The organism is Beutenbergia cavernae DSM 12333 (assembly GCF_000023105.1).
GTDB lineage: Bacteria > Actinomycetota > Actinomycetes > Actinomycetales > Beutenbergiaceae > Beutenbergia > Beutenbergia cavernae.
Genome location: NC_012669.1, coordinates 3311261 through 3335417, shown reverse-complemented (window position 1 = coordinate 3335417; position 24157 = coordinate 3311261). Strand labels below are relative to the sequence as shown.

Annotated in this window: 26 protein-coding genes; 15 read left to right on the top strand and 11 right to left on the bottom strand. The window is 71.3% G+C overall.

Annotation, left to right across the window (positions count from 1 at the left end; genetic code table 11):
* Positions 1–18: 18 nt before the first annotated feature.
* A complete protein-coding gene (gene purU, locus BCAV_RS15080; protein ID WP_015883478.1) occupies positions 19–861 on the bottom strand; it encodes a formyltetrahydrofolate deformylase in 843 nt (280 codons plus the stop codon).
* A 136-nt stretch (positions 862–997) separates the two neighbouring features.
* On the opposite strand from purU, the gene BCAV_RS15075 reads away from it, so the two are divergent.
* The 9 genes from BCAV_RS15075 (at position 998) to BCAV_RS15035 (ending at position 8778) form a co-directional block, all read left to right on the top strand.
* Entirely contained in the window at positions 998–1537 is a 540-nt protein-coding gene (locus BCAV_RS15075; RefSeq protein WP_015883477.1) for a GNAT family N-acetyltransferase, read from the top strand.
* 81 nt (positions 1538–1618) lie between these two features.
* The gene (locus tag BCAV_RS15070) at positions 1619–3046 is read left to right on the top strand and encodes a serine hydrolase domain-containing protein (RefSeq protein WP_015883476.1); all 1428 of its coding nucleotides are present in this window, start codon (positions 1619–1621) and stop codon (positions 3044–3046) included.
* A 61-nt stretch (positions 3047–3107) separates the two neighbouring features.
* A complete protein-coding gene (locus BCAV_RS15065; protein WP_015883475.1) occupies positions 3108–3710 on the top strand; it encodes a YdeI/OmpD-associated family protein in 603 nt (200 codons plus the stop codon).
* Positions 3711–4112: 402 nt separating this feature from the next.
* The gene (gene glyA, locus BCAV_RS15060) at positions 4113–5381 is read left to right on the top strand and encodes a serine hydroxymethyltransferase (protein ID WP_043347321.1); all 1269 of its coding nucleotides are present in this window, start codon (positions 4113–4115) and stop codon (positions 5379–5381) included.
* A gap of 12 nt (positions 5382–5393) precedes the next feature.
* Positions 5394–6251: a bifunctional 5,10-methylenetetrahydrofolate dehydrogenase/5,10-methenyltetrahydrofolate cyclohydrolase gene (locus tag BCAV_RS15055; protein WP_015883473.1), complete on the top strand. Its 858-nt coding sequence runs from the start codon at positions 5394–5396 to the stop codon at positions 6249–6251.
* A 103-nt stretch (positions 6252–6354) separates the two neighbouring features.
* A complete protein-coding gene (locus BCAV_RS15050) occupies positions 6355–6651 on the top strand; it encodes a DUF1330 domain-containing protein (protein ID WP_015883472.1) in 297 nt (98 codons plus the stop codon).
* Between the two features lie 47 nt (positions 6652–6698).
* Positions 6699–7151, top strand: coding sequence for a BP74-related protein (locus BCAV_RS21720; RefSeq protein ID WP_050761747.1), 453 nt, complete (start codon positions 6699–6701; stop codon positions 7149–7151).
* Between the two features lie 36 nt (positions 7152–7187).
* On the top strand, positions 7188–7997 hold the full coding sequence (locus BCAV_RS15040; protein ID WP_015883470.1) for an exodeoxyribonuclease III: 810 nt from the start codon (positions 7188–7190) through the stop codon (positions 7995–7997).
* A 106-nt stretch (positions 7998–8103) separates the two neighbouring features.
* Positions 8104–8778, top strand: a complete 675-nt coding sequence (locus BCAV_RS15035; protein WP_015883469.1) for an SDR family NAD(P)-dependent oxidoreductase — start codon at positions 8104–8106, stop codon at positions 8776–8778.
* A 7-nt stretch (positions 8779–8785) separates the two neighbouring features.
* Here BCAV_RS15035 and BCAV_RS15030 read toward each other — a convergent pair whose 3' ends face one another.
* Genes BCAV_RS15030 through BCAV_RS15000 form a run of 7 tightly spaced genes read right to left on the bottom strand, consistent with a single transcriptional unit; the run spans position 8786 to position 15829 of the window.
* The gene (locus BCAV_RS15030; RefSeq protein ID WP_015883468.1) at positions 8786–10030 is read right to left on the bottom strand and encodes a type III PLP-dependent enzyme domain-containing protein; all 1245 of its coding nucleotides are present in this window, start codon (positions 10028–10030) and stop codon (positions 8786–8788) included.
* Positions 10031–10034: 4 nt separating this feature from the next.
* The gene (locus BCAV_RS15025; RefSeq protein WP_015883467.1) at positions 10035–10406 is read right to left on the bottom strand and encodes a RidA family protein; all 372 of its coding nucleotides are present in this window, start codon (positions 10404–10406) and stop codon (positions 10035–10037) included.
* The gene (locus BCAV_RS15020) at positions 10403–11260 is read right to left on the bottom strand and encodes an IclR family transcriptional regulator (RefSeq protein ID WP_015883466.1); all 858 of its coding nucleotides are present in this window, start codon (positions 11258–11260) and stop codon (positions 10403–10405) included. Before BCAV_RS15020 ends, BCAV_RS15025 begins: the two co-directional genes overlap by 4 nt.
* Positions 11257–12843: an N-acyl-D-amino-acid deacylase family protein gene (locus BCAV_RS15015; protein WP_015883465.1), complete on the bottom strand. Its 1587-nt coding sequence runs from the start codon at positions 12841–12843 to the stop codon at positions 11257–11259. The genes BCAV_RS15020 and BCAV_RS15015 overlap by 4 nt, the downstream gene beginning before the upstream one ends.
* On the bottom strand, positions 12840–13649 hold the full coding sequence (locus tag BCAV_RS15010; protein WP_015883464.1) for a carbohydrate ABC transporter permease: 810 nt from the start codon (positions 13647–13649) through the stop codon (positions 12840–12842). The genes BCAV_RS15015 and BCAV_RS15010 overlap by 4 nt, the downstream gene beginning before the upstream one ends.
* A 3-nt stretch (positions 13650–13652) precedes the next feature.
* The gene (locus tag BCAV_RS15005; RefSeq protein WP_015883463.1) at positions 13653–14522 is read right to left on the bottom strand and encodes a carbohydrate ABC transporter permease; all 870 of its coding nucleotides are present in this window, start codon (positions 14520–14522) and stop codon (positions 13653–13655) included.
* 59 nt (positions 14523–14581) lie between these two features.
* Positions 14582–15829, bottom strand: a complete 1248-nt coding sequence (locus BCAV_RS15000) for an ABC transporter substrate-binding protein (protein ID WP_015883462.1) — start codon at positions 15827–15829, stop codon at positions 14582–14584.
* Positions 15830–15999: 170 nt separating this feature from the next.
* Between BCAV_RS15000 and BCAV_RS14995 the strand changes: the two genes are divergently transcribed.
* The 4 genes from BCAV_RS14995 to BCAV_RS14980 are packed head-to-tail and all read left to right on the top strand — an operon-like array spanning position 16000 to position 19698.
* On the top strand, positions 16000–16983 hold the full coding sequence (locus BCAV_RS14995; protein WP_015883461.1) for a hypothetical protein: 984 nt from the start codon (positions 16000–16002) through the stop codon (positions 16981–16983).
* A complete protein-coding gene (locus BCAV_RS14990; RefSeq protein ID WP_043347319.1) occupies positions 16980–17954 on the top strand; it encodes a dihydrodipicolinate synthase family protein in 975 nt (324 codons plus the stop codon). Before BCAV_RS14995 ends, BCAV_RS14990 begins: the two co-directional genes overlap by 4 nt.
* Positions 17951–18730: an SDR family NAD(P)-dependent oxidoreductase gene (locus BCAV_RS14985; protein WP_015883459.1), complete on the top strand. Its 780-nt coding sequence runs from the start codon at positions 17951–17953 to the stop codon at positions 18728–18730. The genes BCAV_RS14990 and BCAV_RS14985 overlap by 4 nt, the downstream gene beginning before the upstream one ends.
* A gap of 2 nt (positions 18731–18732) precedes the next feature.
* On the top strand, positions 18733–19698 hold the full coding sequence (locus BCAV_RS14980; RefSeq protein ID WP_015883458.1) for a lactonase family protein: 966 nt from the start codon (positions 18733–18735) through the stop codon (positions 19696–19698).
* Here the strand turns inward: BCAV_RS14980 and BCAV_RS14975 are convergent, their stop codons facing one another.
* Positions 19699–20676, bottom strand: a complete 978-nt coding sequence (locus BCAV_RS14975; protein WP_015883457.1) for a hypothetical protein — start codon at positions 20674–20676, stop codon at positions 19699–19701.
* 94 nt (positions 20677–20770) lie between these two features.
* Between BCAV_RS14975 and BCAV_RS14970 the strand changes: the two genes are divergently transcribed.
* Positions 20771–21340: a dTDP-4-dehydrorhamnose 3,5-epimerase family protein gene (locus BCAV_RS14970; protein WP_015883456.1), complete on the top strand. Its 570-nt coding sequence runs from the start codon at positions 20771–20773 to the stop codon at positions 21338–21340.
* Here BCAV_RS14970 and BCAV_RS14965 read toward each other — a convergent pair whose 3' ends face one another.
* The gene (locus BCAV_RS14965; RefSeq protein WP_015883455.1) at positions 21341–22171 is read right to left on the bottom strand and encodes a helix-turn-helix domain-containing protein; all 831 of its coding nucleotides are present in this window, start codon (positions 22169–22171) and stop codon (positions 21341–21343) included.
* A gap of 37 nt (positions 22172–22208) precedes the next feature.
* On the opposite strand from BCAV_RS14965, the gene BCAV_RS14960 reads away from it, so the two are divergent.
* Entirely contained in the window at positions 22209–22769 is a 561-nt protein-coding gene (locus BCAV_RS14960; RefSeq protein ID WP_015883454.1) for a TIGR03086 family metal-binding protein, read from the top strand.
* A 3-nt stretch (positions 22770–22772) separates the two neighbouring features.
* Here BCAV_RS14960 and BCAV_RS14955 read toward each other — a convergent pair whose 3' ends face one another.
* The gene (locus BCAV_RS14955; protein ID WP_015883453.1) at positions 22773–24098 is read right to left on the bottom strand and encodes an MFS transporter; all 1326 of its coding nucleotides are present in this window, start codon (positions 24096–24098) and stop codon (positions 22773–22775) included.
* Positions 24099–24157 lie beyond the last annotated feature (59 nt).

Sequence of the window (24157 nt, the reverse complement as noted above, 5' to 3'; positions counted from 1 at the left end):
CGGACGGCCCGGCCGGGGTCAGCGGAAGACGACCGTCCGCGTGCGGTCGAGCAGCACCCGGTGCTCGGCGTGCCAGCGCACGGCGCGCGCGAGGACGCGGCGCTCGACGTCCTGCCCCATCGCGACGAGGTCCTCCACCGTGTCGTCGTGCCGCACGCGTTCGACGTCCTGCTCGATGATCGGGCCCTCGTCGAGATCGGCGGTGGCGTAGTGCGCCGTCGCGCCGATGAGCTTCACGCCGCGCTCGTGGGCCTGCGCGTACGGCCGCGCCCCCTTGAAGCTCGGCAGGAACGAGTGGTGGATGTTGATGATCCGCCCCTCGAGGTCGCGGCACAGGTCGTCCGACAGGATCTGCATGTACCGCGCCAGCACCACGAGCTCGGCGTCCAGGGCGTGCACGAGCTCGAGGAGCTGCGCCTCCGCGTCGACGCGCGTCTCGCGCGTCACCGGGACGTGGTGGAAGTCGATGCCGTAGAACGCGGCGAGCTCCGCGAGCATCGTGTGGTTCGACACCACGGCGACGATCTCGATCGGCAGCCGTTCCGAGCGCTGCCGGAACAGGAGATCGTTGAGGCAGTGCGCCGCCGTCGAGACCATGACCACCGTCCGCACCGGGCGGCCCACGACGTCGAGCTCCCACGACATGCCGAACTGCTCGGCGACGCCGCCCACCGCGCGGTCGAGGACCTCGCGGGACGCGTCGCACTCGACCTGAACCCGCATGAAGTACAGGCCGGTGTCGGCGTCGCCGAACTGCTGCGACTCCGTGATGTTGCCGCCCAGGCCCGCGAGCACACCGGCCACGGCCGAGACGATGCCCGGACGGTCGGGGCAGGACAACGTGAGGACCCAGTGCGTCACCGGATGGAGGCTACCCGCCGCGGGCGGGGCAGCCCCGGGCGTCTCGCCGGGCGACGGTACCCGGGCACCGGGCCGTGACATGGAAGGATGAGCACGAGAGGTTGTTCGACGTCCCGCGCGAGTCAGGAGCAAACGCATGAGTGCGGACCACGACGCCACGCCGTCGGCCGGGCTGCGGATCGACGTCGTCGACACAGCTCACGCGGGTGAGCTGCTCACGGTGCGCCGCGCGGCGTTCGTCACCGAGGCACAGCTGTACGACGACCCGAACATCCCCGCGCTCACGCAGACGCTGGCCGAGCTCGAGACGGACCTCGCGCGGGCCGACGTGGTCACGCTCGGCGCCTGGATGGGTCAGCGCCTCGTGGGCTCGGTCCGGGTGGGACTCGAGGAGGACCGGGCGCTGCTCGGCCGGCTCGCCGTCGTGCCGGACCTGCAGGGCCAGGGGATCGGCACCCAGCTGCTGCTCGCCGTCCTGCACTACCTGCCCGAGCAGACGCAGGAGGTCTGGGTGTTCACGGGCCAGGACTCCAAGCAGAACCTGTCGTTGTACGCCAAGCACGGCTTCGAGCACCAGTACGACCAGAACGCGGGCGACCTGACGTACGCGTACCTGCGCAAGATCCTCGGTGAGATGCCGACGGGTCCGGCGGCCGACGACGTCGCCTCGGCCTGACGCCTCTCGCCGAGAGGCCCGGCGCCTCAGCGAGAGAAAGCGTGCGCTGACGCCCCCGGGCATGCGGCAGGATGACGAACCGTGACGAAGCTGACTCCCGACCTGGTTCGCGACCTCTCCGACTACCTCGCCTCCTGGCTCGAGCTGCAGCGCCGTCGGCGTCGCACGCCCGGGATCCAGGCGGCGATCCGCGCGGGCGACGAGGTCGTGCTCGATGTCGCGCTCGGGCTCAGCGACCTCGACTCCGGCGAGCCCCTCACCACCGAGCACCTGTTCCGGATCGCCTCCCACTCGAAGACGTTCACCGCGACGGCGATCTTCCAGCTGCTCGAGGACGGCCGCCTGCGCCTGGACGACCCCGTACAGCAGTGGGTGCCGGAGCTCGCCGGCGCGGAGGTCGGCCCGGTCACGCTGCGTGAGCTGCTCGGCCACCAGGCCGGCGTGATCCGCGACGGCGCCGACAGCGACTTCTGGCAGCTCATCGGCCCATTCCCGGACCGCGAGATGCTGCTCGCCCTCGCCCGCGAGGCCGGCGTCGTCTACGCGCCGAACGAGCACTTCAAGTACTCCAACATCGGCTACGGGCTGCTCGGGCTCGTCATCGAGGCGGCGTCCGGGCAGTCGTACGCGGAGTACGTGGGCGAGCACATCGTCGACCGGCTCGGCCTGGAGCGCACCGGTCCGGAGCTCGACAACTCGCGCGCCGCGGAGTACGCGGGCGGCCACACCGGACTCATCGCCGGCGACGACGAACGCTGGACCATCCGCCACGTGGACACGCGCGCGCTCGCGGCCGCGACGGGCTTCTACTCCACGGCCCGGGACCTCACGACGTACGGCGCCGCCCACGTGCTCGGCTCCGAGGCGCTCCTGGAGGACCGGAGCAAGCGACTCATGCAGCGACTCGAGTCCGTGGTCCGGCGGCGCGGCAAGGACGTCGGGCGGTACGGCGTCGGCATCGAGCTCGGCGAGGTCGGCGAACGGCAGGTCGTCGGGCACTCCGGCGGCTATCCGGGCCACATCACGCGCACGTGGATCGACCCGGAGGACGGCCTCGTCGTCAGCGTGCTCACGAACGTGCTCGAAGGGCCGGCGACCGAGCTGGCCGAGGGCCTCATCCGGATCATCGACCTCGCGCTCGACGTGCCGGACGACCTCCCCGCGGTGCCTGACGGCGTCGATCTCGACCGGTTCACCGGCCGGTTCGTCAACCTGTGGGGCGTCACCGACGTGGTCCGCCTCGGCGATCGGCTGGTCCTGCTCCACCCGACCGCGCCGAACCCGGTCGAGTCCGTGGACGAGCTCGAGGTGATCGACGACGCCACGCTGAGGCTGCGACCCGAGCCGGGCTTTGGGAACGTGGGGGAGCGGATCACGTACACGTTCTCGGAGGACGACGACGGCGTCAGCGTCAGCTCCGTGCGCATCGGCGGTGGGACGGCATGGCCGGAGGAGACGTTCACCGCACGACGTGAGGCGATGGTGCGAGGCGAGGGCGCCCCCGCGTGAGCGGGGTCGTGCCACGGGCGACGACGGCGGCGCGGCGGGCGCTGCGGACGGAGGTTGCGGGATGAGTGCGGAGCTGGCGGAGCTCGTGGTGGCGGACGCGGCGGCGTGGCGGGCGTGGCTCGACGAGCATCACGCGGACTCGCCCGGCGTGTGGCTCGTGCTGCACAAGAAGGGCGGCGACGTGACGGAGCTGACGTATGCCGCGGCCCTCGACGAGGCGCTCTGCTTCGGGTGGATCGACGGCCAGGCGCGCCGCCGCGACGACGCGAGCACGTTCCAGCGCTTCACGCCGCGCACCTCCCGCTCGCGGTGGTCCGCGCGGAACGTGACGTACATCGACCGGCTCGAGAGCGAGGGCCGGATGCGCGAGGCCGGGCGTGCCGCCGTTCGGGCAGCGCAGGCCGACGGGCGGTGGGCGGCGGCGTACGAGGGTCCGGCTCGGGCCGAGGTGCCTCCCGAGCTGGCGGCGGCGATCGCCGCCGACCCGCGCGCGCAGGCGATGTTCGACGTGCTGACGTCGCAGAACCGCTTCGCGATGCTGCATCGCCTGGGCGCGCTCAAGCGGGCCGAGACGCGGGAGCGCCGGATCGCCGAGGACGTCGCCATGCTCGCCCGCGGGGAGACGATCTACCCGCAGAAGCGGCGGCCGTCGTCGGACGCCTGAGCGCGATCCAGGTCTCCCCACGGCCGAGTGCGTGATGTCTCGCGCGACACGCCGACGCCGGGCGGGACACATCACGCACTCGGCGAGAGCGGGCGGCGGACGGACGACCGTCATCGGCCGCCTGACGAGCGCCTGAGGCTCGACGCGGAGGGCGGCCGAAGTTGTTACGCTGACCGGGTCGCGACTGGCGCCGAGGTGGATCACCACCGGGGAGCGACGCACCGCCGACGGGACCGGCCACGGCACGGACGGACCCGGACGCACGGACCTCGAGGTCGCCCGCCTGGGCCGAGGGTCAACTCGCGGGCACGCCGGTGCGCGCGAGCCGACCGGACGCTAGGAGTGCGCATGCCCCCGACGACACCTGCCACCCCCACCACGCCAGCGGACACGAGCGCCGTCATGGACGCCACGCTCGCCCAGCTGGACCCGGAGATCGCCGCCGTCCTCGACGGCGAGCTGACCCGGCAGCGTGACACGCTCGAGATGATCGCAAGCGAGAACTTCGTGCCCCGCGCGGTGCTGCAGGCGCAGGGCAGCGTGCTGACCAACAAGTACGCCGAGGGCTATCCCGGCCGGCGCTACTACGGCGGCTGCGAGCAGGTCGACATCGCCGAGAACCTCGCGATCGACCGGGCGAAGTCGCTGTTCGGGGCCGGGTACGCCAACGTGCAGCCGCACTCCGGGGCGACGGCGAACGCCGCCGTCCTGCACGCGCTCGCGACGCCGGGCGACACGATCCTCGGCCTGTCGCTCGCCCACGGCGGGCACCTCACGCACGGGATGAAGATCAACTTCTCCGGCAAGCTCTACCAGGTCGCCGCGTACGGGGTGGACGAGCAGACCCACCGCATCGAGTACGAGGCGCTGCGCGCCGCGGCTCTCGAGGCGCGCCCCAAGGTCATCATCGCCGGCTGGTCCGCCTACCCCCGGCACCTGGACTTCGCGGCGTTCCGCAGCATCGCCGACGAGGTCGGCGCCTACCTCTGGACCGACATGGCGCACTTCGCGGGGCTCGTCGCGGCCGACCTGCACCCGTCGCCGGTGCCGGACTCCGACGTCGTCTCCACCACCGTGCACAAGACGCTCGGCGGCCCGCGCTCGGGTCTGCTGCTCGCACGTGACTCCGAGCCGCTGGGGAAGAAGCTCAACTCCGCGGTGTTCCCGGGCCAGCAGGGTGGCCCGCTCATGCACGTGATCGCGGCGAAGGCCGTGGCGCTCAAGGTCGCCGCGGGCGAGGAGTTCCGGGACCGCCAGGCCCGCACGCTGTCCGGCGCGCGCCTCATCGCCGAGCGCCTGCTGGAGCCGAAGGTGCGGGAGGCGGGCGTCAGCGTCGTCACCGGCGGCACCGACGTGCACCTCGTGCTGGTCGACCTGCGCGACTCCGCGCTCGACGGCCAGCAGGCGGAGGATCTCCTGCACGACGCCGGCATCACCGTGAACCGCAACGCCGTGCCGTTCGACCCGCGCCCGCCGCGGGTGACGTCCGGCCTGCGGATCGGCACGCCGGCGCTCGCGACCCGCGGGTTCGGCGACGCCGAGTTCACGGAGGTGGCCGACATCATCGCGACGGCGCTCACCGACGGGGCCGGAGCCGACGTCGAAGGCCTGCGCGCCCGGGTGGACCGGCTGACGGCGGCCTTCCCGCTCTACCCCGGCCTCCAGCAGTAGGGGGCCGCGCCGATGGCTGCACGCATGATGCCCGGGCGCCCGGTCGCGGACGCCGTGTTCGCCGACCTGGCGCCCCGGATCACTTCGCTGGTCGGGGCCGGGCATCGTCCGGGGCTCGGCACGATCCTCGTCGGGGACGACTCCGCCAGCGCGGGCTACATCCGCATGAAGCAGGAAAAGGCGAGCGAGCTCGGCTTCACGTCGCCGCACATCCACCTCGGTCAGGACGCGACGCAGGCCGACCTGCTGGCCGCGGTGCGGGAGTTCAACGAGGCCGACGACGTCGACGCCGTGCTCGTGCAGCACCCGACCCCGCCGCAGATCGACTTCGACGCCGCGCTGCTCGAGCTCGACCCGGACAAGGACGTGGACGGGCTCCACCCGGTCAACATGGGTCGGCTCGCCCTCGGCATGCCGGGACCGGTGCCGTGCACGCCCGCCGGGATCGAGGCGCTGCTCGCGCACTACGAGATCCCGGTATCGGGCCGCGAGGTGTGCATCCTGGGGCGCGGCACGACGCTCGGTCGACCGCTTGCGCTGCTGCTGTCGCAGAAGCGGCCGACGGCGAACGCCGCCGTCACGGTGGTCCACACCGGGGTGCCGAACTGGCCGGACTACACGCGACGGGCCGAGATCGTGATCGCCGCCGCGGGCGTGCCGGGGATCCTGCAACCGGAGCACCTGACGCCGGGCGTGACGGTGGTCGGGGGCGGCGTGCGGTACGAAGGACGGCGGCTGCTGCCCGACGTCGACGAGTCCTGCGAGGCGGTGGCCGGCGCGATCACCCCGCGCGTCGGCGGCGTCGGGCCGACGACGATCGCGCTGCTGTTCCGCAACGCCGTCGAGGCCGCGGAGCGCCGCGTCGCCTGACGGGCGGTTCTGGCGCTGCGCTGCGGATCGGGCGCGGTAGGTGATCACACCGGCGATGGATCTGAGTTGTTTCTGAGCATCAACTCCGAGCACAGGAGGAACCGTGGCCAAGGGCTACTGGGTCAGCGTCTACCCCACCATCGAGGACCCCGCGAGGCTTGATGTCTACAACGAACTGGCGGGTGTGGCCGTCAGGGCCGCGGGCGGGCGGGTGCTCGCCAGCATCGGCAGCCGGGTCGACGCACACGAAGCCGGAATAGCGGAGCGAGTCGTCCTGATCGAGTTCGACAGCTTCGAACAGGCGGTCGCCGCACGCGCGAGCGCGGCCTATCAAGAGGCGCTGGCCGCGCTCCCCGAAGGCTTCGAGCGCGACTTCCGCATCATCGAGGGCCTGAACTAGCGGCTCGTGCCGATCGACGACAGGGTGCAGCCATGAGAATGCGCCGCATGGCCCGAACCCTCGTCGTCGTCGGCGCCGCGGCCGCCGTCCTCGCTGCGTGCACGTCGCCGGACGGCGACGGCGGCACAGCCGACCCCTCGGACGAGGCAAGCTCGACGGCGGACCCGACGGACGCCGTCGTCGACCATGCCGTCGCGACGTTCGCGGTGGTGGACGAGGAGTTCCGGGTCGAGCTCGTCACCGAGGAGCTCGTGGCGCACGCGCAGCAGCTGCTCGACGGCGAGGACATCGCCGCGATCCCGCTGGGCGATGTCGTCCGAGACGATCCCGGTGTCAACTCCCCGTGGTCCTGGCACCTCGACCCCGCCACTGTGGAGTTCGCGTTCGCCACGACGGAGGTGTGTGACGGCCTGCCGTCGTTCGTCGAGGACGGGACAGTCACGTCCGATCAGTACTGCCCGTGGTCGGCCGAGATCGTCAGCCTCGAGCAGATGCCGTGACCCGGCGGTCCGGGGCTGTCGTCGGGCCGTGATGGGATGACCCGTGTGCTGAGTGTCGCGACGGTCAACGTCAACGGGATCAGGGCCGCCTACCGCCGCGGCATGGGGGAGTGGCTCGCGAAGCGCGAGCCCGACGTGCTGCTGCTGCAGGAGCTGCGCGCGCCGGACGAGACCGTGCACCAGCTGCTGGGCGAGGGCTGGCACATCGCGCATGCCGCTAGCGACGCCAAGGGCCGGGCGGGCGTCGCTGTCGCGTCCAGGCTGCCTGTGACTGCGGTCCGCATCGGCCTCGGAGACGGCGTCACGGACGAGGCGATCGACACGGGCCGCTGGATCGAGGCGGACGTGCAGCTCCCGGCCGGCGACACCGTCACCACGGCCTCGCTCTACCTCCACTCCGCGACGGTCGGGACGCCGTCGTTGGCCGCCAAGTACGCCTACCTCGAGCGGGTGACCACCCGCATGGGCGACCTCGCGTCCCGCGGCGGCTTCGCCGTCGTCGCCGGCGACGTCAACGTCGCGCACCGCGAGCTCGACATCCGCAACTGGAAGGGCAACCTCCGCTCCGCGGGCTTCCTGCCGGAGGAGCGCGGCTACCTCGACCGCTGGTTCGCCGACGGCTGGGTGGACGTGGCCCGTGCCCAGGCCGGTGAGGTCGACGGTCCATACACGTGGTGGAGCTGGCGCGGCAAGGCGTTCGACAACGACGCCGGCTGGCGCATCGACTACCAGATCGCCACGTCCGACCTCGCGGCGCGCGCCGTGGAGGCCGTCGTCGACCGCGCCTCCTCCTACGCCGAGCGGTTCAGCGACCACGCACCTCTCGCCGTCGCGTACGACCTCTAGTCGCGGGGCCGTCACCACAGCCTTCCGATGGGTGGAGTTGGATTCGAACAAGCGAAACCCTAGGCTGGGCCGCAGCACCGACGCGAGACACTCGAGAGGACGCACGATGCGACGAGCACTGGTCACCGGCGGCGCGAGCGGCCTGGGCGCTGCCGCCGCCGTCCGGCTTGCCGAGGACGGTCTGGAGGTTGTCACCGTCGACATGGCGAACGGGGCCGACCACGTGCTGGACGTCACCGACGACGACGCGGTCGCCGCACTCGCGCAACGGGTGGGTCCGGTCGACGTGCTCGTGAACTCGGCCGGGGTGGTCGGACCCAACGCCCCGCTGGTGGAGACCACCTCGCAGCAGTGGCGGCAGGTGCTCGACGTCAACGTGGTCGGCACCGTGGCGATGATGCGGGCGTTCGTGCCTGGGATGGTCGGCGCCGGCTGGGGTCGGGTCGTCAACCTGGCGAGCATGGCCGGCAAGGACGGCAACCCGAACCTGTCGATCTACTCCGCCTCCAAGGCCGCGGTGATCGCGCTCACCAAGTCGGCGGGGAAGGAGCTCGCGACCACCGGCGTCCTGGTCAATGCGGTAGCGCCCGCCGTCATCGCAACGCCGATGAATGCGACGACGGCGCCGGACGTGCTGGCGCACATCACAAGCCTCATCCCGATGAAGCGGGTCGGCACGGCAACGGAGGTGGCCGAGCTGATCGCGTGGTTGTGCTCGGAGAACGTGAGCTTCTCCACCGGCGCGGTCTACGACATCAGCGGCGGTCGCGCCACGTACTGACGCCGGCTCAGAAGTAGGTGCGGACGAGGCCCACGGCGACCGAGCGGGGCGTCAGGCGACCGTCGACCTCGACGATGTCGCGCCACTTGTCGAAGGTTGTGCACGGGTGTGAGATCCCGAGCACGACGTTGTCACCCACGACTGGGGGCGTCCCGAAGACGCCCGCCTCGACGAACGTGTGCTGGTCGTTCATCGACGCCGTCGGCAGTGGACCGTCGACCACATCGACGACCTGGCCGGCGCGCCAGAGCTCGAGTACGACCGGCAGCCCGTGGTCGTGCCCGGCGTCGCGCCTCCCGGCATCGAGCAGGGCGACGCCGTCGTCGTGAACCGCGAGCACGGTGGCCACCAGTCGTAGAGCGGAGCGGAACCGCGGTGCGTTCGGCGGTGCCTCCTCCTGCGCGTGGCTGTAGTGCCAGTCGTCGTGGGCGATGCTGACGCCGGAACGCACCACCACCCGGCCGTCCGCGGGGGAGAGGTCCGCCAACCCGTCGTCGACCTCGGCGAGATGGTCGCTCCCGCCGATGCTCAGGTACGCCCCCGGCCCGACGCGCGGCAGCACGACCTCCCGGTGCATCTGGAGCACGTGGGTGGCGAACGCCGCGATGGCGGAACGGCTCGGATCGCCGCCGATCGCACCTTCGTAGGCGGCCGAACCCGCGAGCCGAGTACCCGGGGTGGCGTGAACACGATCGACCACGGCGCGAGCAGCGTCGACGTCGCGCACGCCGGTGCGGCCGCCTCTGCGACCGATGTCGAGCAGCACCGGAAGGTCGGGTCCGGTCCGGGAACCCAGGACGTCGACGACGGCCTCGCTGTCCACCCACGACAGGATCTCGAGCTGCGGGTCGCGAACCAGCGCCGCCCTGGCCCGTTCGACTCCGGCCCGGGTGGTGAGCGGGTTCGCCAGCAGGATGCGCCTGACCCCGAACGTGAGCGCGACCTGAAGCTGTGCCTGGGTCGCTACACTCATGCCCCAGGCGCCGGCCCGCAGCTGTCGGGACCACAGCTGAGGCGCCATCGTCGTCTTGCCGTGCGGCGCCAGCAGGTAGCCGCGCTCGTCGCACCAGCCCTGGAGGGCGGCGATGTTGTCGGTGACGGCGGTTCGGTCGAGGCTCAGGAACGGCGTCGTGAGCGCGGCGACCGGCGGCGTCGTCGCGCTCAGGTCAGCGCGCGCGACGCCGTCGAAGCCGGGGCCGAGCACCTTGCCCAGCGGATCGGGCGGCAGCCGGCTGAGATCGGACAGGTCCAACGACTCAGCCCTCACCGGGAGCGAGCGCGATGCAGTCGATCTCGACCAGGATGTCCAGCAAGCCGGCACCGACGGTGGTGCGCGCGGGCAAGGGGTCGGGGAAGTGCTCCCGGTACACGGCATCCATCCGGTCGAAGTCGCCGAGGTCCGCCAGGAAGACACCGCACCGGACGACGTCGGCCATCGACAGGCCGGCGGCCTCCAGGACGGCACGGACGTTGTCGAGCGTGATGCGGGTCTGGGTCTCGATGGTGTCGCCGACGACCTCGCCGTCCCGCAGCGGACCCTGCCCGGAGACGAACACGAAGCGACCTTCGGCGAAGATGCCCGGGGAGTAGGCGCCAGAGGGCGTCGAGCCGGTGACGGCGGACTTCATAGTTGCTCCTTCGCGTCGTGCTGGACGGGTTGGTCGTCGGCCGGTTCGGGAGCGCGGGGCGTCAGACCCCAGCCGCGTTCGAGCTGGGCAGCCGCGCGGGCGAGCGACTGCGCGATCTGGGGGATCGCCGTGTCGGTCATGCGGTAGCTCGGACCGCTCACGGAGAACGCGAACGCTGGGTCGCCGTTCCGGTCGCGCGCGGCGACGCCGACGCAGCGCAGCCCGATCTCGCTCTCCTCGTTGTCGATCGAGTAGCCGCGCTGCCGGCTGAGCTCGAGGTCGCGTTGCAGGTTGGCGACGCTCGTGAGCGAGTTCTCGGTGAACCGACGCAACCGCACACCGCGGATCAGCGCGTCGGACTGGGCGATCGGCATGGCGGCAAGCAACGCCTTGCCGACAGATGTGGCGTGCCACTCCTCGTCGTCGCCGACGCGCGCGGTCTTGCTGATGCCGTGCGTGCCGGGTCGCGCATCGAGCACGATGAGCCGACCGCCAGACTCGAGGCCGGCGAGCTCGACGGTCTCGCCGTGCTCGTCGACCAGTCGCTCCAGCAACGGCCCCGCCGCCTGGATCGGGTCGTAGGCGCCCTCGGCCGACTCGCCCCACTCGTAGAGGCGCATTCCGAGGGTGTAGGCCCCGGTCTCAGGGTCGCGGCGCACGATGCGGTGGTCCCGCAGAGCGTGGAGATACCGCAGCGCCGTCGGCTCGCTCAGGCCGGAGGCACGAGCGACCTGGGCGAGTGTCGCCGGCTGGGCCTCGCGAACGCCGTCGACGATCGCGACCATCCGGTCGATGCCCTGGAAGCCGGTGTTCTGGGCGCTGAGGGCTGGTGCGTCTGGCTGCGCGTCAGTCATCTTGTCCTCGCTTCGCGTCGCTCTCGTCGGACACCACGCCCAGCCGGGATCCCCGTGAGGCGACCGTCAGCGAGCACGTGTGCCCCGGCCACCACGACGTCGTCGATCCCGAGGGCCGCCTGCCTGGGGTTACCGTAGTCGGCCGCGTCCTGCACCCGTGCGAGGTCGATGACGGCGAGATCGGCGACCCAGCCGGGCGCGATCCGACCGCGACGCCCGAGCCTGAAGGCGCGCGCCGCAGTGGTGGACAGGTGAGCGGCCGCGGTCGGGAGGTCGTAGTCGCCCCGATCGCGGGTGTACCTGCCCAGAAACCGTGCGAACGTGCCCCAGCCGCGCGGGTGCGGGTGCGCACCCACGTAGATGCCGTCGGACCCGGCGGCGTGGCGCGGGTCGGTGAAGATCGACGCGAGCTCGTCGACGTCGCGTTGTACCGGAGTCGCGATCACCGCGCTCACCTGGAGGGCGCTGCGACCGAGCAGGTCGTAAGCGAGGTCGAGCGGGTGCCGCCCCAACCGGACGGCGGCGTCGGCCAGCGTCAGGCCGGCTACCCAGGCGTGCTTCGCGTCCGCCACGTGCACGAGGGTGGTCCGCTCCGCCCAGGTTGTCGCCATGTCGGGTCGCTCCGCGATCACGGGTCCGTAGCTGCTCACCAGGGCTGCGCGCAGCTCGGGATCGCGCAGGTGCTCCGCGACCGCGTCGGGGCCGCGCTCGAGCAGCTCCGGCGGCACCAGGGGCATCGCCAGCAGCGTGCAACCGCGCCGGTAGGGGTAGGCGTCGAACGTGACCTCCGACGCCGCCGCGAACGCCGCCATGAGCGAACGGATCAGTTGGGCCGGACCGTGAAAGTGCGAGACATGGGTCCGGACCCCGCTGAGGTCGGCGATCGTGCGCAGCTCCGCGATCCCGAGCGGTGCCGCCTGCTCGTACCCGCCACGCATGTGCGAGACATGCACGCCGTCATGCCGTGCCACCGGGCCGCAGAGCGCGGCCAGCTCGACGGCGTCGGCGAAGATGCCGGGGACGTAGTCCAGCCCGGTCGAGAGGCCGAGCGCGCCCTGGCGCATCCCGAGCTCGACCAGCTCGATCATGCGCTGCAGCTCGTGAGCGGTCGGGCTCCGCCGCTCCAGGCCGAGCACCTCGTGCCTCACCGTCCCGGCCGGGACGAGATAGCCGACGTTGAGCGAGCCGGAGCCGTCGTAGCTAGCGAGCAGACCGGCGATACCATCGCCCCGGTACCTCGGGTTGGCGCCGTTGAGCGCTCCGAAGTAGGAGTCGGCGTAGGTGCCGTCTCCCGGCGCCTGACCGACGCCGTCCTGACCGGTGATCACCGTCGTCACGCCCTGGCGCAGGTTGGCCAGCTGGACGTCCTCGGTGTGTGCGACGCCGTCCGCGTGAGAGTGCGCGTCCACGAACCCCGGCATCACCACCCGGCCGGTGCAGTCGACGCGATGGGCGCCGGGAGCGTCGAGCGCCGGGCCGATCTCCACCACGACGCCGTCGCGCACGAGCAGGTCGCTGCGGCCGGGAACGGAGTCGGGACCAGCGACGACGATCCCGCCCGACAGCAGCAGGGTCGCCGTCATGCCTTCGACCCCGACAGCGCGATGCCCTCCACGAACCGGCGCTGGAAGAGCACGTAGGCGAGGAACGGTCCGAGGAACGAGATCGTCGCGGCCGCGGTGAGCAAGCCGTAGTTGGTCGATGACCGGCCACTCAGCGTGGCGATCGCGTAGGTGATGGTCGCCATGTCGGGCTTCGTGATCGACACCAGCGGCCACAGGAAGTCGTTCCACGCCGCCAGGAAGGTGAAGATCAGCAGCGCGATGATCGCCGGCTGCATCAGAGGCACCGCGATCCGCAGGAACACCGTGCGGTCGGGTGCCCCGTCGATGCGTGCGGCGTCGATGAGCTCGTCCGGGATCCCCGTGGCGAACTGCTTCATCAGGAAGACGCCGAAGCCGCCCACGAGAGGGAGGGCCAGCCCGATGTAGGTGTTGAGCAGACCGAGGTCGCGCATGATCGTGTAGAGCGGGATCAAGGTCGCTTGGATGGGCACCATCATCGAGGCGATGATGCCCCAGAACAGTGCCGTCGAGCCGGGGAACGGCTTCTTGGCGAACCCGAACGCCGCCAACGTCGCGGTTCCGACATTGAGGACGCAGGCGATCAGCACGACCACGATCGTGGTGACCAACCGCTGGAAGAACTCGTGCGTGCTGAACAACGACGCGTAGTTCTCCAGGTGGTACGCAGCGAAGTCGAAGGAGAGAGTGAAGGTCCGGGTGGTGCGCAGCGATGTCAGCGCCATCAACAGGAACGGGAGCGCCGCGGCCACCGCCATCGACACCAGCACCAGGGTGAGGGCGGCGCTCGAGAGGCGTCGGAGCATGGGTCAGGCCTTCCTCGTCAGCAGGCGGTTCTGGACGACGCTGATCGCGAGCACGCCGACGAGCAGGACGACGGCCACCGCGCTGGCGTACCCCATCTGGAAGTTCTGGAACCCGAACCGGTAGATGGCAAACACCAGGGTCGAGGTGGCGCCGCCGGGGCCGCCCCCCGTCATGACGTAGATGAGATCGAAGGTCTGGAACGACCAGATGGTCCCGAGGACGACCACGACGACGGTGGAGGCGGACACGCTCGGCATCGTGATGTGGACGAACTGGCGGAACCCGCCGGCGCCGTCGAGAGCGGACGCCTCGTACACCGACGCCGGCACCTCGAGGATGCCCGCGTAGTAGATGACGACGAAATAACCGACGTTGGCCCACACCGCGATGAGCGAGACGGCGATCAGCGCGGACGTCGGACGACCGAGGAAGTTCGAGCCCTCGAACCCGACCCAGCGCAGCATCTCGTTGATCAGTCCCGTGTCGCCGAGCAGCATCCGCCACACGGTTCCCGCCACCACCATCGAGGCGATCGACGGGATGAACAGCACGGAGCGGGTGACCTGGCCGAACCGGTTCCGGAACCGCTTGGCGAGTGCCTCTGCCAGGACGAGCGCGCCGATGGTCTGCAACGGCACGGAGATCAGCGTGAACACGATCGTGACCCGCAACGCGCTGAGGAAGACGGGATCGGAGAACATCCGGCTGTAGTTGTCGAACCCGACGAACTCGCCGTCCTCGAGGATCGAGTAGTCGGTGAAGCTGTAACCGACGGTCATGACCACCGGTACGAGCGCCGTCACGAGCAGGATCAGCAGCGACGGCAGCACGTACGCGAGGCCGGACCATCGGTGCCGCCTGGGGGCCGGCACGGACCGGCCCCCAGACGTTCGCGTGGAGCGCTGGGGCGAGCCCACAGCGGTGTCCGCTGTCACTGCTCGTTGCGGGCCAGCGACTCGTTCGCCGCGACCTCGGCGTCGGCCAACGCCTGCTCGGGAGTCTTGCTGCCCAGCAGCATCTGCTGCAGATTCTCGTACAGGCTCGTGTACAGCGTCGCCGAGTTCGGGACCACCGGGTACTCGCGCAGCACGTCAGCATCGGCGGAGTACAGGTCGGCGAAGAGCGGGTGCGCCTCGGTGGTCTGCTCCGTGGAGATCGGCGGATAGGAGGTGATCGTGCCGAACTGGTCCATCGACGGACCGGACAGCAGGAACCATGCCAGCTGCTCCGCCAGGTCCTTGTTGGGCGAGGACTCGGCCATCACGAGCACGTCCGTGGCGACGAACGTGTACCGCTCGGCGTTCTCCAGGACTACGGCTCCGACGTCGATGCCCGCTTCCTCGTACGTCGTGGCTTCGCCGTCTGCACCGAACGCGAAGGCTGCGTCCCCCGCGGCGAACTGGGCGTTGAGATCGGCGCCGTTCAGCGCCGTGGTGCTCTCGGGGAGGATGCCGTTCGTGAAGCGCAGGTCGTAGAGGAACTGCGCGGCCTCGAGGCCTTCCGGCGAGTTGAACGTGGCAGCGGTTCCGTCCTCGTCGATCAGATCGCCGCCCGCCTGCCACAGGAAGTTGACGTAGTTCTGGGCGAGCACGCCGACTCCAGGCTCGCCCCACGCCATGAGCAGCGGGTCGTACCCGGCGGCCTGCACCGCGCTCGAGACGCTGACCAGGTCCTCCCAGGTCTGGGGTGGCTCGACGCCGACCTCGTCGAGGATCGCCTTGTTGTAGAACAGGACACGGGCGCCACCGACGACCATCGGGAGGCCGTACTGCCCGTCGCCGTACTGGCCCATGTCGGTGAAGTAGAACGTCTCCCGCTGCTCGTCGGAGACCGTGAACGTCGCGAGCTGACCGCGCGAGATGTAGTCGCCGATCATCTCGGCGTACATGTAGCCGATGTCGGGGCCGTCGCCGCTCGAGAAGCCCGTGAGGAAACGCTCCTCGAAGTTCTCCCAGGGGACGATGGTGACGTCGACGTCGACGTCGTGCTCCTCCTCGAACGGCGTGATGATCTCGTTCCACAGCTCGAGGTCACTGACCCCGGCATCCTCGGCTGCGAACGGCGGGAGCCAGACCGACAAGGTGTCGTCGTCGCCGGACGACGAGGAGCAGCCAGCCAGGACCAGTGCGGCGGCGGCCGCGGCGGCTGAGACGGCAGCAATCGGACGGTGGGATGGCATGAGCTCTCCTCGCTGGGGTGCGGGCCGGGCGCATCCTCGCCGCGCCGACCACCGGTTGCCAGAGTCTGGCGCTGTGTGGAAGGCTATGTCAACCACTGAAACTTCAGCGACACATTCACACGACGCGACGGCGGTTGCGCCGCTCGCCTCCCGTCCCGAAGGGCAGTTGCATGCTCTGGTCGAACCTCATCCACCTCGGCTATAACCTGAACCTCGATCGCGAAGACGTTCACGAGGACGCGCTCGCGGCCCGCAACGCTCCGGCCGACTACTTCCGCTGGAAGCCGTACGCCCGGATCGACGACGGCGTCTGGAACGCCGTCGTGGACGCCACCGCGGCCGCGGGTCTGAACTCCCTGGTGATCGCGCCTGCCGACGGTGTCGTCTACGACTCCCACCCGGAGATCGCGACGCCTGGGGCCTGGTCGGTCAGCAGGCTGCGCGAGGAGCTGGCTCGCCTTCGTGAGCTGGGCATCGAGCCGCAGCCCAAGCTGAACTTCGGAGCCGGGCACGACGTCTGGATGGGCGAGTACTCGCGCATGGTCTCGAGCCGCACGTACTACGAGGTCGTGGGCGACCTGATCGAGGAGGTCGCGGACATCTTCGGCACGCCCGACCTCTTCCACATCGGCATGGACGAGGAGACCTACGAGCACCAGGCGCTGCTCGACCTGGTGGTGATCCGCCAGGGCGAGCTGTGGTGGCACGACCTGGAGCTCATCGCGGACAAGGTGCGAGCCACCGGCGCGCGGCCCTGGATGTGGGCGGACGCCGCATGGCGCAAGGCGGGCGAGTACTTCGACCGGATGAGCACGGACGTCGTGCAGTCGAACTGGTACTACAACAACGTCTTCACCGGTGACGAGAGCGGCCGGCCGAAGGTGGTCGACCATGCCGAGAACACCGCCTACCTGACCTACCTCGACCTCGACGAGCGCGGCTTCGACCAGATTCCGACCGCGAGCACCTTCTACGAGGAGGAGAACCTGCTCGCCACGGTGCGCTTCGCCAAGGAGCGGCTCACCCATGACAAGGTGCTCGGCTTCCTGCACTCGACCTGGCTGCCGCTGCTGCCCGCTCACCTCGACGTCCACCTCGCGGCGATCGCCGAGCTCGCGCAGGCGCGTCAGCTCTGGGAAGGCACCGCGAAGTGACAGACCGTGCTGACCGGCAGAATCGACCTCTGGGTGGAGTGCTGCCGGTTCTCAGCCTGCCACTGGACGAGGAGTGGCAGATCGACTCGCTCGCCTTGCGCCGCGAGATCGACTGGCTGCTCGAGCTCGGGTGCGACGGCGTCGTCATCGGCATGGTGTCGGAGATCTTGCGCCTCGATCTCGCCGAGCGGGAGCGGTTCGCCGAGCTCGTCGTGTCGGAGGTCGGCGGGCGCGGCGCCACGGTGATCGCCGTGAGCGCGGAGTCGACCCCGGGCGCGACCAGGCTTGCCACCCACGCTGCGCGCATCGGCGCGACCGCCGTGATGGCGAACGCTCCCATCACGAGCCTCGCCGATCCCGCGTCGCTGGAGTCGCACTTCGTGGCGATCGCCGAGGCGAGCGGCGCGTTGCCCGTCGTCGTGCAGGACGCTTCAGGCTACGTCGGGCGGCCGCTGTCGATGCGGCTCATGCTCCGGCTGCTGGACGAGTTCGGGCCCGACAAGGCGCAGTTCAAGCCCGAGGCGATCCCGCTGGGACCGCGCGTCAGCGAGCTGATCGAGACCAGCGGGGGCCGCGCCCGGGTGTTCGAAGGCAGCGGGGGGCTCGCGCTGGTGGAGAGCGCGCGTCGTGGCGCGGTCGGCACCATGCCCGGATCCGACGTCGCATGGGCGATCGTTGCGATGTGGAGAGCACTGCGGGCAGGCGACCTGGTGCGCGCGGACGAGGTAGGTGCCGGGGTGGCGGCGCTGCTCTCGCACGTCTCCGCTCTCGACCGCTACATCGCCGTCGAGAAGCATCTGCTGGTTGAGCAGGGGGTGTTCACCTCAGCCCGTCGGTTCGGCCCCGGGATGGCCGGGCTGGACCCGATCACGAAGGAGGAGACGGTGCGACTGATGCAGAGACTGCAGCGGATCGTCGGCCGTACTGACCAATGGAAGCCAGCAGCCGACGTGGAGGGCGTGCACCGATGAGCAGAGAACGTTTCGCCGAGCAGGTGGTGCTCATCACCGGCGCCGCATCGGGCATCGGTGCCCACCTCGCCGAACGGTTCGCCACCGAGGGGGCGCGGGTCGCGCTGCTCGACGTCGACGAGGCCGGTGCGACGGCGATGGCGCAGCGGCTCCCCGACGCACTCGCGGTCGGGGTCGACGTCAGCAGTCGAGCGGCGATCCGGGAGGCCCTGGATCTCGTGCGCGAGCGGTGGGGGAGGCTGGACATCGTCGTCAACAACGCCGCGACGTGCTCGGACACGCCGTTCGACAGGATCCCCGACCACGAGTGGGAGAGGGACCTGGCGGTCGACCTGAGCGGGCCGTACCGGCTGGTCCAGGAGGCGCTGCCGGACCTGCTGCGGGCGCGCGGCAACGTCCTGAACATCGTCAGCGTGAACGGTCTGACCCACTTCGGCAACGAGAGCTACTCGGTGTCGAAGGCTGGCCTGATGGCGCTCACGCGGTCGCTCGCGGTCACCTACGGTCCCCAGGGCTTGCGCGCCAACGCGATCGCTCCGGCCACGATCGTGACGCCGATCTGGGACGACCGGTTGGAGCGTGATCCGCACGTGCTCGACGCGGCGACGAAGTGGTACCCGCTCGGTCGCCTGGGCCAGCCGGACGACGTCGCGCACGCGGCGCTGTTCCTGTGCTCTGCCGAAGCGTCCTGGATCACCGGCACGACCCTCGTGGTCGACGGCGGCCTCCTGGCAGGAAACGCCCTGCTGGCCGACGACATCATGGCGCAGGGGTGAGCATGCTGATTGCGTCGCGCACACCGACGGGCGGGCTGTGGCGCTGGGACGGCGGTGACGCACCTGCGCGCCAGGTCGCTGTCGCGCCGGACACGGCGTTCGCACTGCCGCTGGCGGACGGTCGGGTCGTCACCCTCGGCGGCGAGGAGGAGGGTCACCTCCGGCTCCTCGAGCGCACAGGCGACGCGTACGCCGTCGTCGCGGAGATCGCGACCGGGGGCGGTGAGCCCTGCCATGCGGCCCTGCTGCCGGACGGCGAGCACCTGGTGGTCGTGAACTACCACCTGGAGGGTTCCGTGCTGGTGGTCGCGCTCGCCGGAGGTCCGCGGGTCGTGCAGCACATCGCGCTCGACGGGCCGGGAGCCGGCGTGGTGGTCGACCGGCAGGAGGCCCCGCATCCCCACTTCGCGCTGGTGGTGGACGACGAGAACGTACTGGTCTCCGACCTCGGCCGCGACCGGCTGCTCCGGCTCCGCTGGCGGGACGGCACGCTCGAGCAGGCCGGTTCCTGCGCTACTCCGCCCGGGTCCGGTCCGCGGCACCTCGCGATCTACGACGAGGTGGTGGTGGCCAGCGCCGAGCTGTCCAATGAGGTCCTGGCCGCTCCGCTTGCCGACGTGCTGGCGGGTGAGGCGGGCTGGAGCGCTGTGCCTGCGAGCGGCACCGACCTCAGCGCGGCGCGCGACGGTGGCGAGCGGCTCACCCATCCGGGCGAGATCGTGGTGGCGAGCACCGGGCGGGTGTACGTCGCCAATCGCGGCGCCGGCACTCTCGGCGTGCTCGATGTCGCGGACGGCGCGGCCTGCCTGTCATGGGACTCGGAGACCGACGTCGGCGGCGCCTGGCCCCAGCACGTGCTGCTGCAGGACGACAAGCCCTACGTCGCGCTGCGTGACGACGACCTCGTCGTAGGCCCGAGCGGTCGGGTGTCGGTGCCGTCGCCGGTGTGGCTGGCAACGTCCTCCTAGTCAGGCCAGCGGCTCGACCGCGAACGTGAACTCCCGGCCCTGCCGGAACGGCTCGACCAGCTCGACGTTCTCGTACGCCGTCCCGCCGGGGATCGGGGCCGTCGACGCCCAGTAGGCGCGCCGCCCGTTGACGTACGCCTGGAGCCCCGGGTCCGGGTCGTCGGCCCGCCACGTCTGGCGCGCCAGGGCGCCCGTGTACTTCCAGTGCTCGGCGACGGCGGCCGCGTACGTCGCGGAGCTCGGGTCCGCCTCGTCGGGCGTGGCATCGACGACGACGTCGCCGTTCGCGTCGCGCCTCAGCTCGCCGAGCGGGAAGCGCGCGTGCGGTGCGAACCCGGCCCCCTCGAGGTCGGGCCACAGCTCGGCCGGCGTGACGACCCGGTCCGCGAGCTCCAGCCGCCGCAGCCGCGCGTAGTTCCCCATGGTCGCCGTCACGATGCAGGAGTCCAGCGGGGCCGACGACGGCGCCGCATACGTCGCGATCGTCACCTCGTGCGGGGCGTCGGCCCGGAACGTCAGCCGCAGGTGCACGCGCGAGCCGTTGGCGAAAGGCTCCACGCCGACGTAGACGCTGAGGCGTGCGACGCCGTCACGCGTCTCGACGACGCCGCGGGCGGGCGCGTCAGGGCGCAGCGGCTCACCGGACGCGGCCTGGTCGGCGTCGTCGCAGCTCCAGAACCGCTTCCCGGCGACACCGTCGAGCTCGCTCGGCTCGAGCTCGGAGTAGCCGCGCCGGGTCTCGCCGGCGGGGATCGGCTCCACGGCCACGAAGTTCACGACCCGGTCCCGCGCGTGCCCGAGGTACGGGGCGTACACGCGCAGCAGGCCACGCGGACCACGCAGCGGGTGCAGCCCGATCTGCAGGCCGTCGGCGTGGCCCCAGCGCGGTTCGGCGGGTTCCGCGGCGGAGGGTCGGACCCACGGGCCGTCGATCTCGGGAGCGGCGGGCGAGGGTGTGGGCGCGTCGTCGAGCGTCATGCCTCCATCCTGCTGGTGCGGCGGTGCGGGGGGAAACCCGACCCGGGGCGTCACTACGATGCGGACGAACCGGATCCCACGAAGGAGCGTCATCGTGCCGTCACCGCGCATCGTCGACCGTCGCCACGAGCCCACGGCGATCGACGGGCTCCACGTGCTCCACGTCAAGGAGATCCACGACGAGCGCGGCACGATCCGCGAGTTCTTCCGCGCGAGCGCGATGGCCGAGGCAGGGCTGCACGGAGGCGCGTGGCAGCAGCTCAACCTCACCGAGACGTCACGTGGAGCGATCCGCGGCCTGCACGGGGAGCAGATGACGAAGCTCGTCTCCGTCGTCGCGGGTCAGGCGTTCGGCGCCTACGTCGACGCGCGGCCGGGCTCGGCGACGGCCGGCGCCGTCGTCACCGTCCCGCTGACGCTCGGCGTCCAGGTGCTCGTGCCGCCCGGCGTGTGCAACGGCTTCCAGGCGCTCGCGGACGGCACGCAGTACCTGTACTGCTTCGACGCCGAGTGGGTGCCCGGGATGCCCGGCAGGGCGGTGCACCCGCTCGATCCGGCTCTGGGGATCGCGTGGCCGATCGCCGTCGACCCCGCTGACCGGGAGCGGTTGTCCGCGAAGGATGCCGGGCTGCCCAGCCTGGCCGACGTGCTCGCCGCGGGCTGACTACCCGCGAGCACGGAACCGGGCGGCGAACGCGCCTGGCGTGAGGCCCGTGACCCGGCGGAAGTCCCGGGTGAAGTGCGCCTGGTCGGCGTAGCCCAGGTCGGCCGCGATCGCCGTGGCGGACAGCTCGGGGTCGCGCAGCTGCTCCGACGCCTCCTGGAGACGACGCCGCTGGATGAGCCACTTGGGCGTGAGGCCCACGCGGCGGCGCGTGAGTCGTTGCAGCGACCGTTCGGAGAGGTCGTAGGCCTCGCACAGGTGCGCCACGCGGGTGATGCCCGGGTCCCCCTCGGCCCGCGCGACGACCCGGTTGACGAGCAGACCCTCCGCGTCGACGGGCAGGTGGGTGCGGACGAGGTCCTCGACGGCGTGAGCGGCCGTCTCCTGCGCAGCGGGGTCGTGCGGGGCGGGTGCCATCGCCGCGCGGACGGCACGCGTCAGCGACTCCCCGCCCGGCACGGCGTCGCCCAGGTCCTCGAAGCGATCCGTGAGATCGCTGACGGGGCGGCCCGTCAGCAGGTGCCCGGCGGCAGGCTGCAGCATGAGCCCCACGCCCCAGCCCGACCCGACGAGCGTCGTCGTCGAGAGCCCGCTGGCGACGCCGTAGAACCGCGCGTAGTGGGCGGCGACGACGATGAGGCAGACCGGGTACTGCAGCACGTGCTGCGGGGCCTCGAGGCCGGCCGGCACCGACCAGACCGGGATCCAGAACCGCCGCGCGAGGTCGGTGAGGTCCCTGGCGGGTGTTCGTCGCGCGATCGTGAACGAGTGGTCGTCCGGATCGACCAGGTGGGCGCGACCGACGTCGTCGAGCGGGCTGTCGGGTTTCATCAATCGCCAGCCTGCCCCACCGGCCTACGGTCGTGCCATGACAGATCAGACCACCCCCACCGACCCGTCCGCCGCGTTCGCCGAGCTCGCCGACCGGGTCCAGCGTGTCGCCGACGAGGTCGACGACTGGTCGGCGCCGTCCCCCTGCGAGGGCTGGAGCGCCGCCGACGTCATCGCGCACCTCATCACGACGGAGCGGGACTTCCTCGCCGAACGTGGAGTCCCGCTCCCGCCGGCTCCCGACGTCGCCACCGGCCCCGGCGCGGCGTGGCGCGACCACGCCTCGCTGGTCGGAGAGCTCCTGGCCGATCCGGGCGTCGCCGACGCCGAGTACGAGGGCTTCTTCGGGCCGACGACGATCGGAGCGAGCTTCCTGCGGTTCTACGGGTTCGACCTCATGGTCCACCGGTGGGACGTCGGCCGCGCCTCGGGCCGGGACCTGCCGTTCACCGACGCCGAGCTCGACACCATCGAGGCGTCGGTCGCCGGCTTCGGCGAGCACCTCTACGACGAGGGGATCTGCAAGCCGGGGGTCGAGGCTCCGACGGACGCCGACCGGTCGACGCGCGTGCTCGCGATCCTCGGCAGGGTCCGATAGGCGTCAGGCGACCGGAGCCTCTGGAGCGACGGGCGGCGGTGCTGCCGGCGGCCCTTCCGGCGTCGGCAGCTCGGTCATCCGCAGCAGCGGCAGGACCGGGACGGCGGCGATGAGCGCGCCCGCGACGCCGATCCACAGCGCGGGCACGACGCCGAGCGACGTGCCGAGCCACCCGCCGAGCAGGCCGCCGAGCGGCGCGCTGCCCCACACGATGAAGCGAACTGACGCGTTCATGCGGCCGAGCAGCGCCGGGGGACACAGCCGCTGCCGGAAGCTCACCGTGGCGACGTTGTACACGACGACCAGGAACGACGTCAGTCCGAGCGCGGCCACGAGCGTGACGGCCCGCGGGATCGGGAGCACGGAGGCGAGCGGCACGAGGGCGAGCGGTGCCGCCCAGCCGATCGCCGTGACCGGGATGACGCGCGCCTCGCCGACCCAGCGCGCGATGCGCTCCGCCGACACAGCGCCGAGCAGCCCGCCGATCGCGCCGGCGGACAGGATCGTGCCGAACGTCGCCTCGGAGATCCCGAGGAGTCGCAAGATGTAGATGGCCTCGAGTGCTCCGCCGATGCTGCCGAACAGGTTCCCGATGGACGTGCACGCCACCATCCGTCGCAGCAGCGGCTGGCGCCCCACGAACGCGAGCCCCTCCCGGATCTCGACGACGAGCGGCCGCCGGCTCTCCCGGGCCGGCAGCTCCTCGACGTGACGGATCCGGGCGACGTAGAAGGCCGAGAACGCGTACAGCACGGCGTTGATGCCGATGAGGAACGGGGCGCTGACGATGCGGAGCAGCTGGCCGCCGAGCGCCGGGCCGGCCACCATCGCGACCGATGCCGTCGACTGCAGCTTCGAGTTCCCCTCGACGACGTGGTCGAGCCCCACGAGGCCGGGCACGTAGCTCTGGTGCGAGACGTCGAAGAACACGGTGGCGGCGCTGATCGCGAGCGCGGCCACGTAGAGCAGCGGCATCGAGGCGACGCCGGTCAGGGCCGCTGCCACGACGCCGGCGAGGACGACGGCCCGGACGAGGTCGGCCACGATGAGCACGCGCCGCTTGCGCATGCGGTCGACCCAGGCGCCGGCCGGCAGGCCGATGACGAGGAACGCCGCCATCGTGGCCGCGTTGAGCAGGCCCATCTCCCACTCGCTCGCACCCAGCACCTGGACCGCCAGCACCGGCATCGCGAGTCCCGTCAGCTGGGCGCCGAGCTGCCCCAGCGCATCCCCGGCCCAGAGCTGGCGGAAGTCCCGGTGGTGCAGGAGCGATCGGCGGGGCGGCGCGTCCTCGGTGGACGACGGCGGAGGGACGGGTTCTGCGCTCACGTCACGGAGCGTAGCGCCACTGGTAGGGAAATCTCAATCAGTCGCGCGATCCGGGCTAC

Bases quoted from the DNA above. Each gene is read 5' to 3' on its own strand.
- BCAV_RS15075 (WP_015883477.1), top strand. From the start codon at position 998: ATGAGTGCGGACCACGACGCCACGCCGTCGGCCGGGCTGCGGATCGAC.
- BCAV_RS15065 (WP_015883475.1), top strand. From the start codon at position 3,108: ATGAGTGCGGAGCTGGCGGAGCTCGTGGTGGCGGACGCGGCGGCGTGG.
- glyA (WP_043347321.1), top strand. From the start codon at position 4,113: ATGGACGCCACGCTCGCCCAGCTGGACCCGGAGATCGCCGCCGTCCTC.
- BCAV_RS15055 (WP_015883473.1), top strand. From the start codon at position 5,394: ATGGCTGCACGCATGATGCCCGGGCGCCCGGTCGCGGACGCCGTGTTC.
- BCAV_RS21720 (WP_050761747.1), top strand. From the start codon at position 6,699: ATGGCCCGAACCCTCGTCGTCGTCGGCGCCGCGGCCGCCGTCCTCGCT.
- BCAV_RS15040 (WP_015883470.1), top strand. From the start codon at position 7,188: ATGACCCGTGTGCTGAGTGTCGCGACGGTCAACGTCAACGGGATCAGG.
- BCAV_RS15035 (WP_015883469.1), top strand. From the start codon at position 8,104: ATGCGACGAGCACTGGTCACCGGCGGCGCGAGCGGCCTGGGCGCTGCC.
- BCAV_RS15025 (WP_015883467.1), bottom strand. From the start codon at position 10,406: ATGAAGTCCGCCGTCACCGGCTCGACGCCCTCTGGCGCCTACTCCCCG.
- BCAV_RS15020 (WP_015883466.1), bottom strand. From the start codon at position 11,260: ATGACTGACGCGCAGCCAGACGCACCAGCCCTCAGCGCCCAGAACACC.
- BCAV_RS15015 (WP_015883465.1), bottom strand. From the start codon at position 12,843: ATGACGGCGACCCTGCTGCTGTCGGGCGGGATCGTCGTCGCTGGTCCC.
- BCAV_RS15010 (WP_015883464.1), bottom strand. From the start codon at position 13,649: ATGCTCCGACGCCTCTCGAGCGCCGCCCTCACCCTGGTGCTGGTGTCG.
- BCAV_RS15000 (WP_015883462.1), bottom strand. From the start codon at position 15,829: ATGCCATCCCACCGTCCGATTGCTGCCGTCTCAGCCGCCGCGGCCGCC.
- BCAV_RS14995 (WP_015883461.1), top strand. From the start codon at position 16,000: ATGCTCTGGTCGAACCTCATCCACCTCGGCTATAACCTGAACCTCGAT.
- BCAV_RS14985 (WP_015883459.1), top strand. From the start codon at position 17,951: ATGAGCAGAGAACGTTTCGCCGAGCAGGTGGTGCTCATCACCGGCGCC.
- BCAV_RS14980 (WP_015883458.1), top strand. From the start codon at position 18,733: ATGCTGATTGCGTCGCGCACACCGACGGGCGGGCTGTGGCGCTGGGAC.
- BCAV_RS14975 (WP_015883457.1), bottom strand. From the start codon at position 20,676: ATGACGCTCGACGACGCGCCCACACCCTCGCCCGCCGCTCCCGAGATC.
- BCAV_RS14965 (WP_015883455.1), bottom strand. From the start codon at position 22,171: ATGAAACCCGACAGCCCGCTCGACGACGTCGGTCGCGCCCACCTGGTC.
- BCAV_RS14960 (WP_015883454.1), top strand. From the start codon at position 22,209: ATGACAGATCAGACCACCCCCACCGACCCGTCCGCCGCGTTCGCCGAG.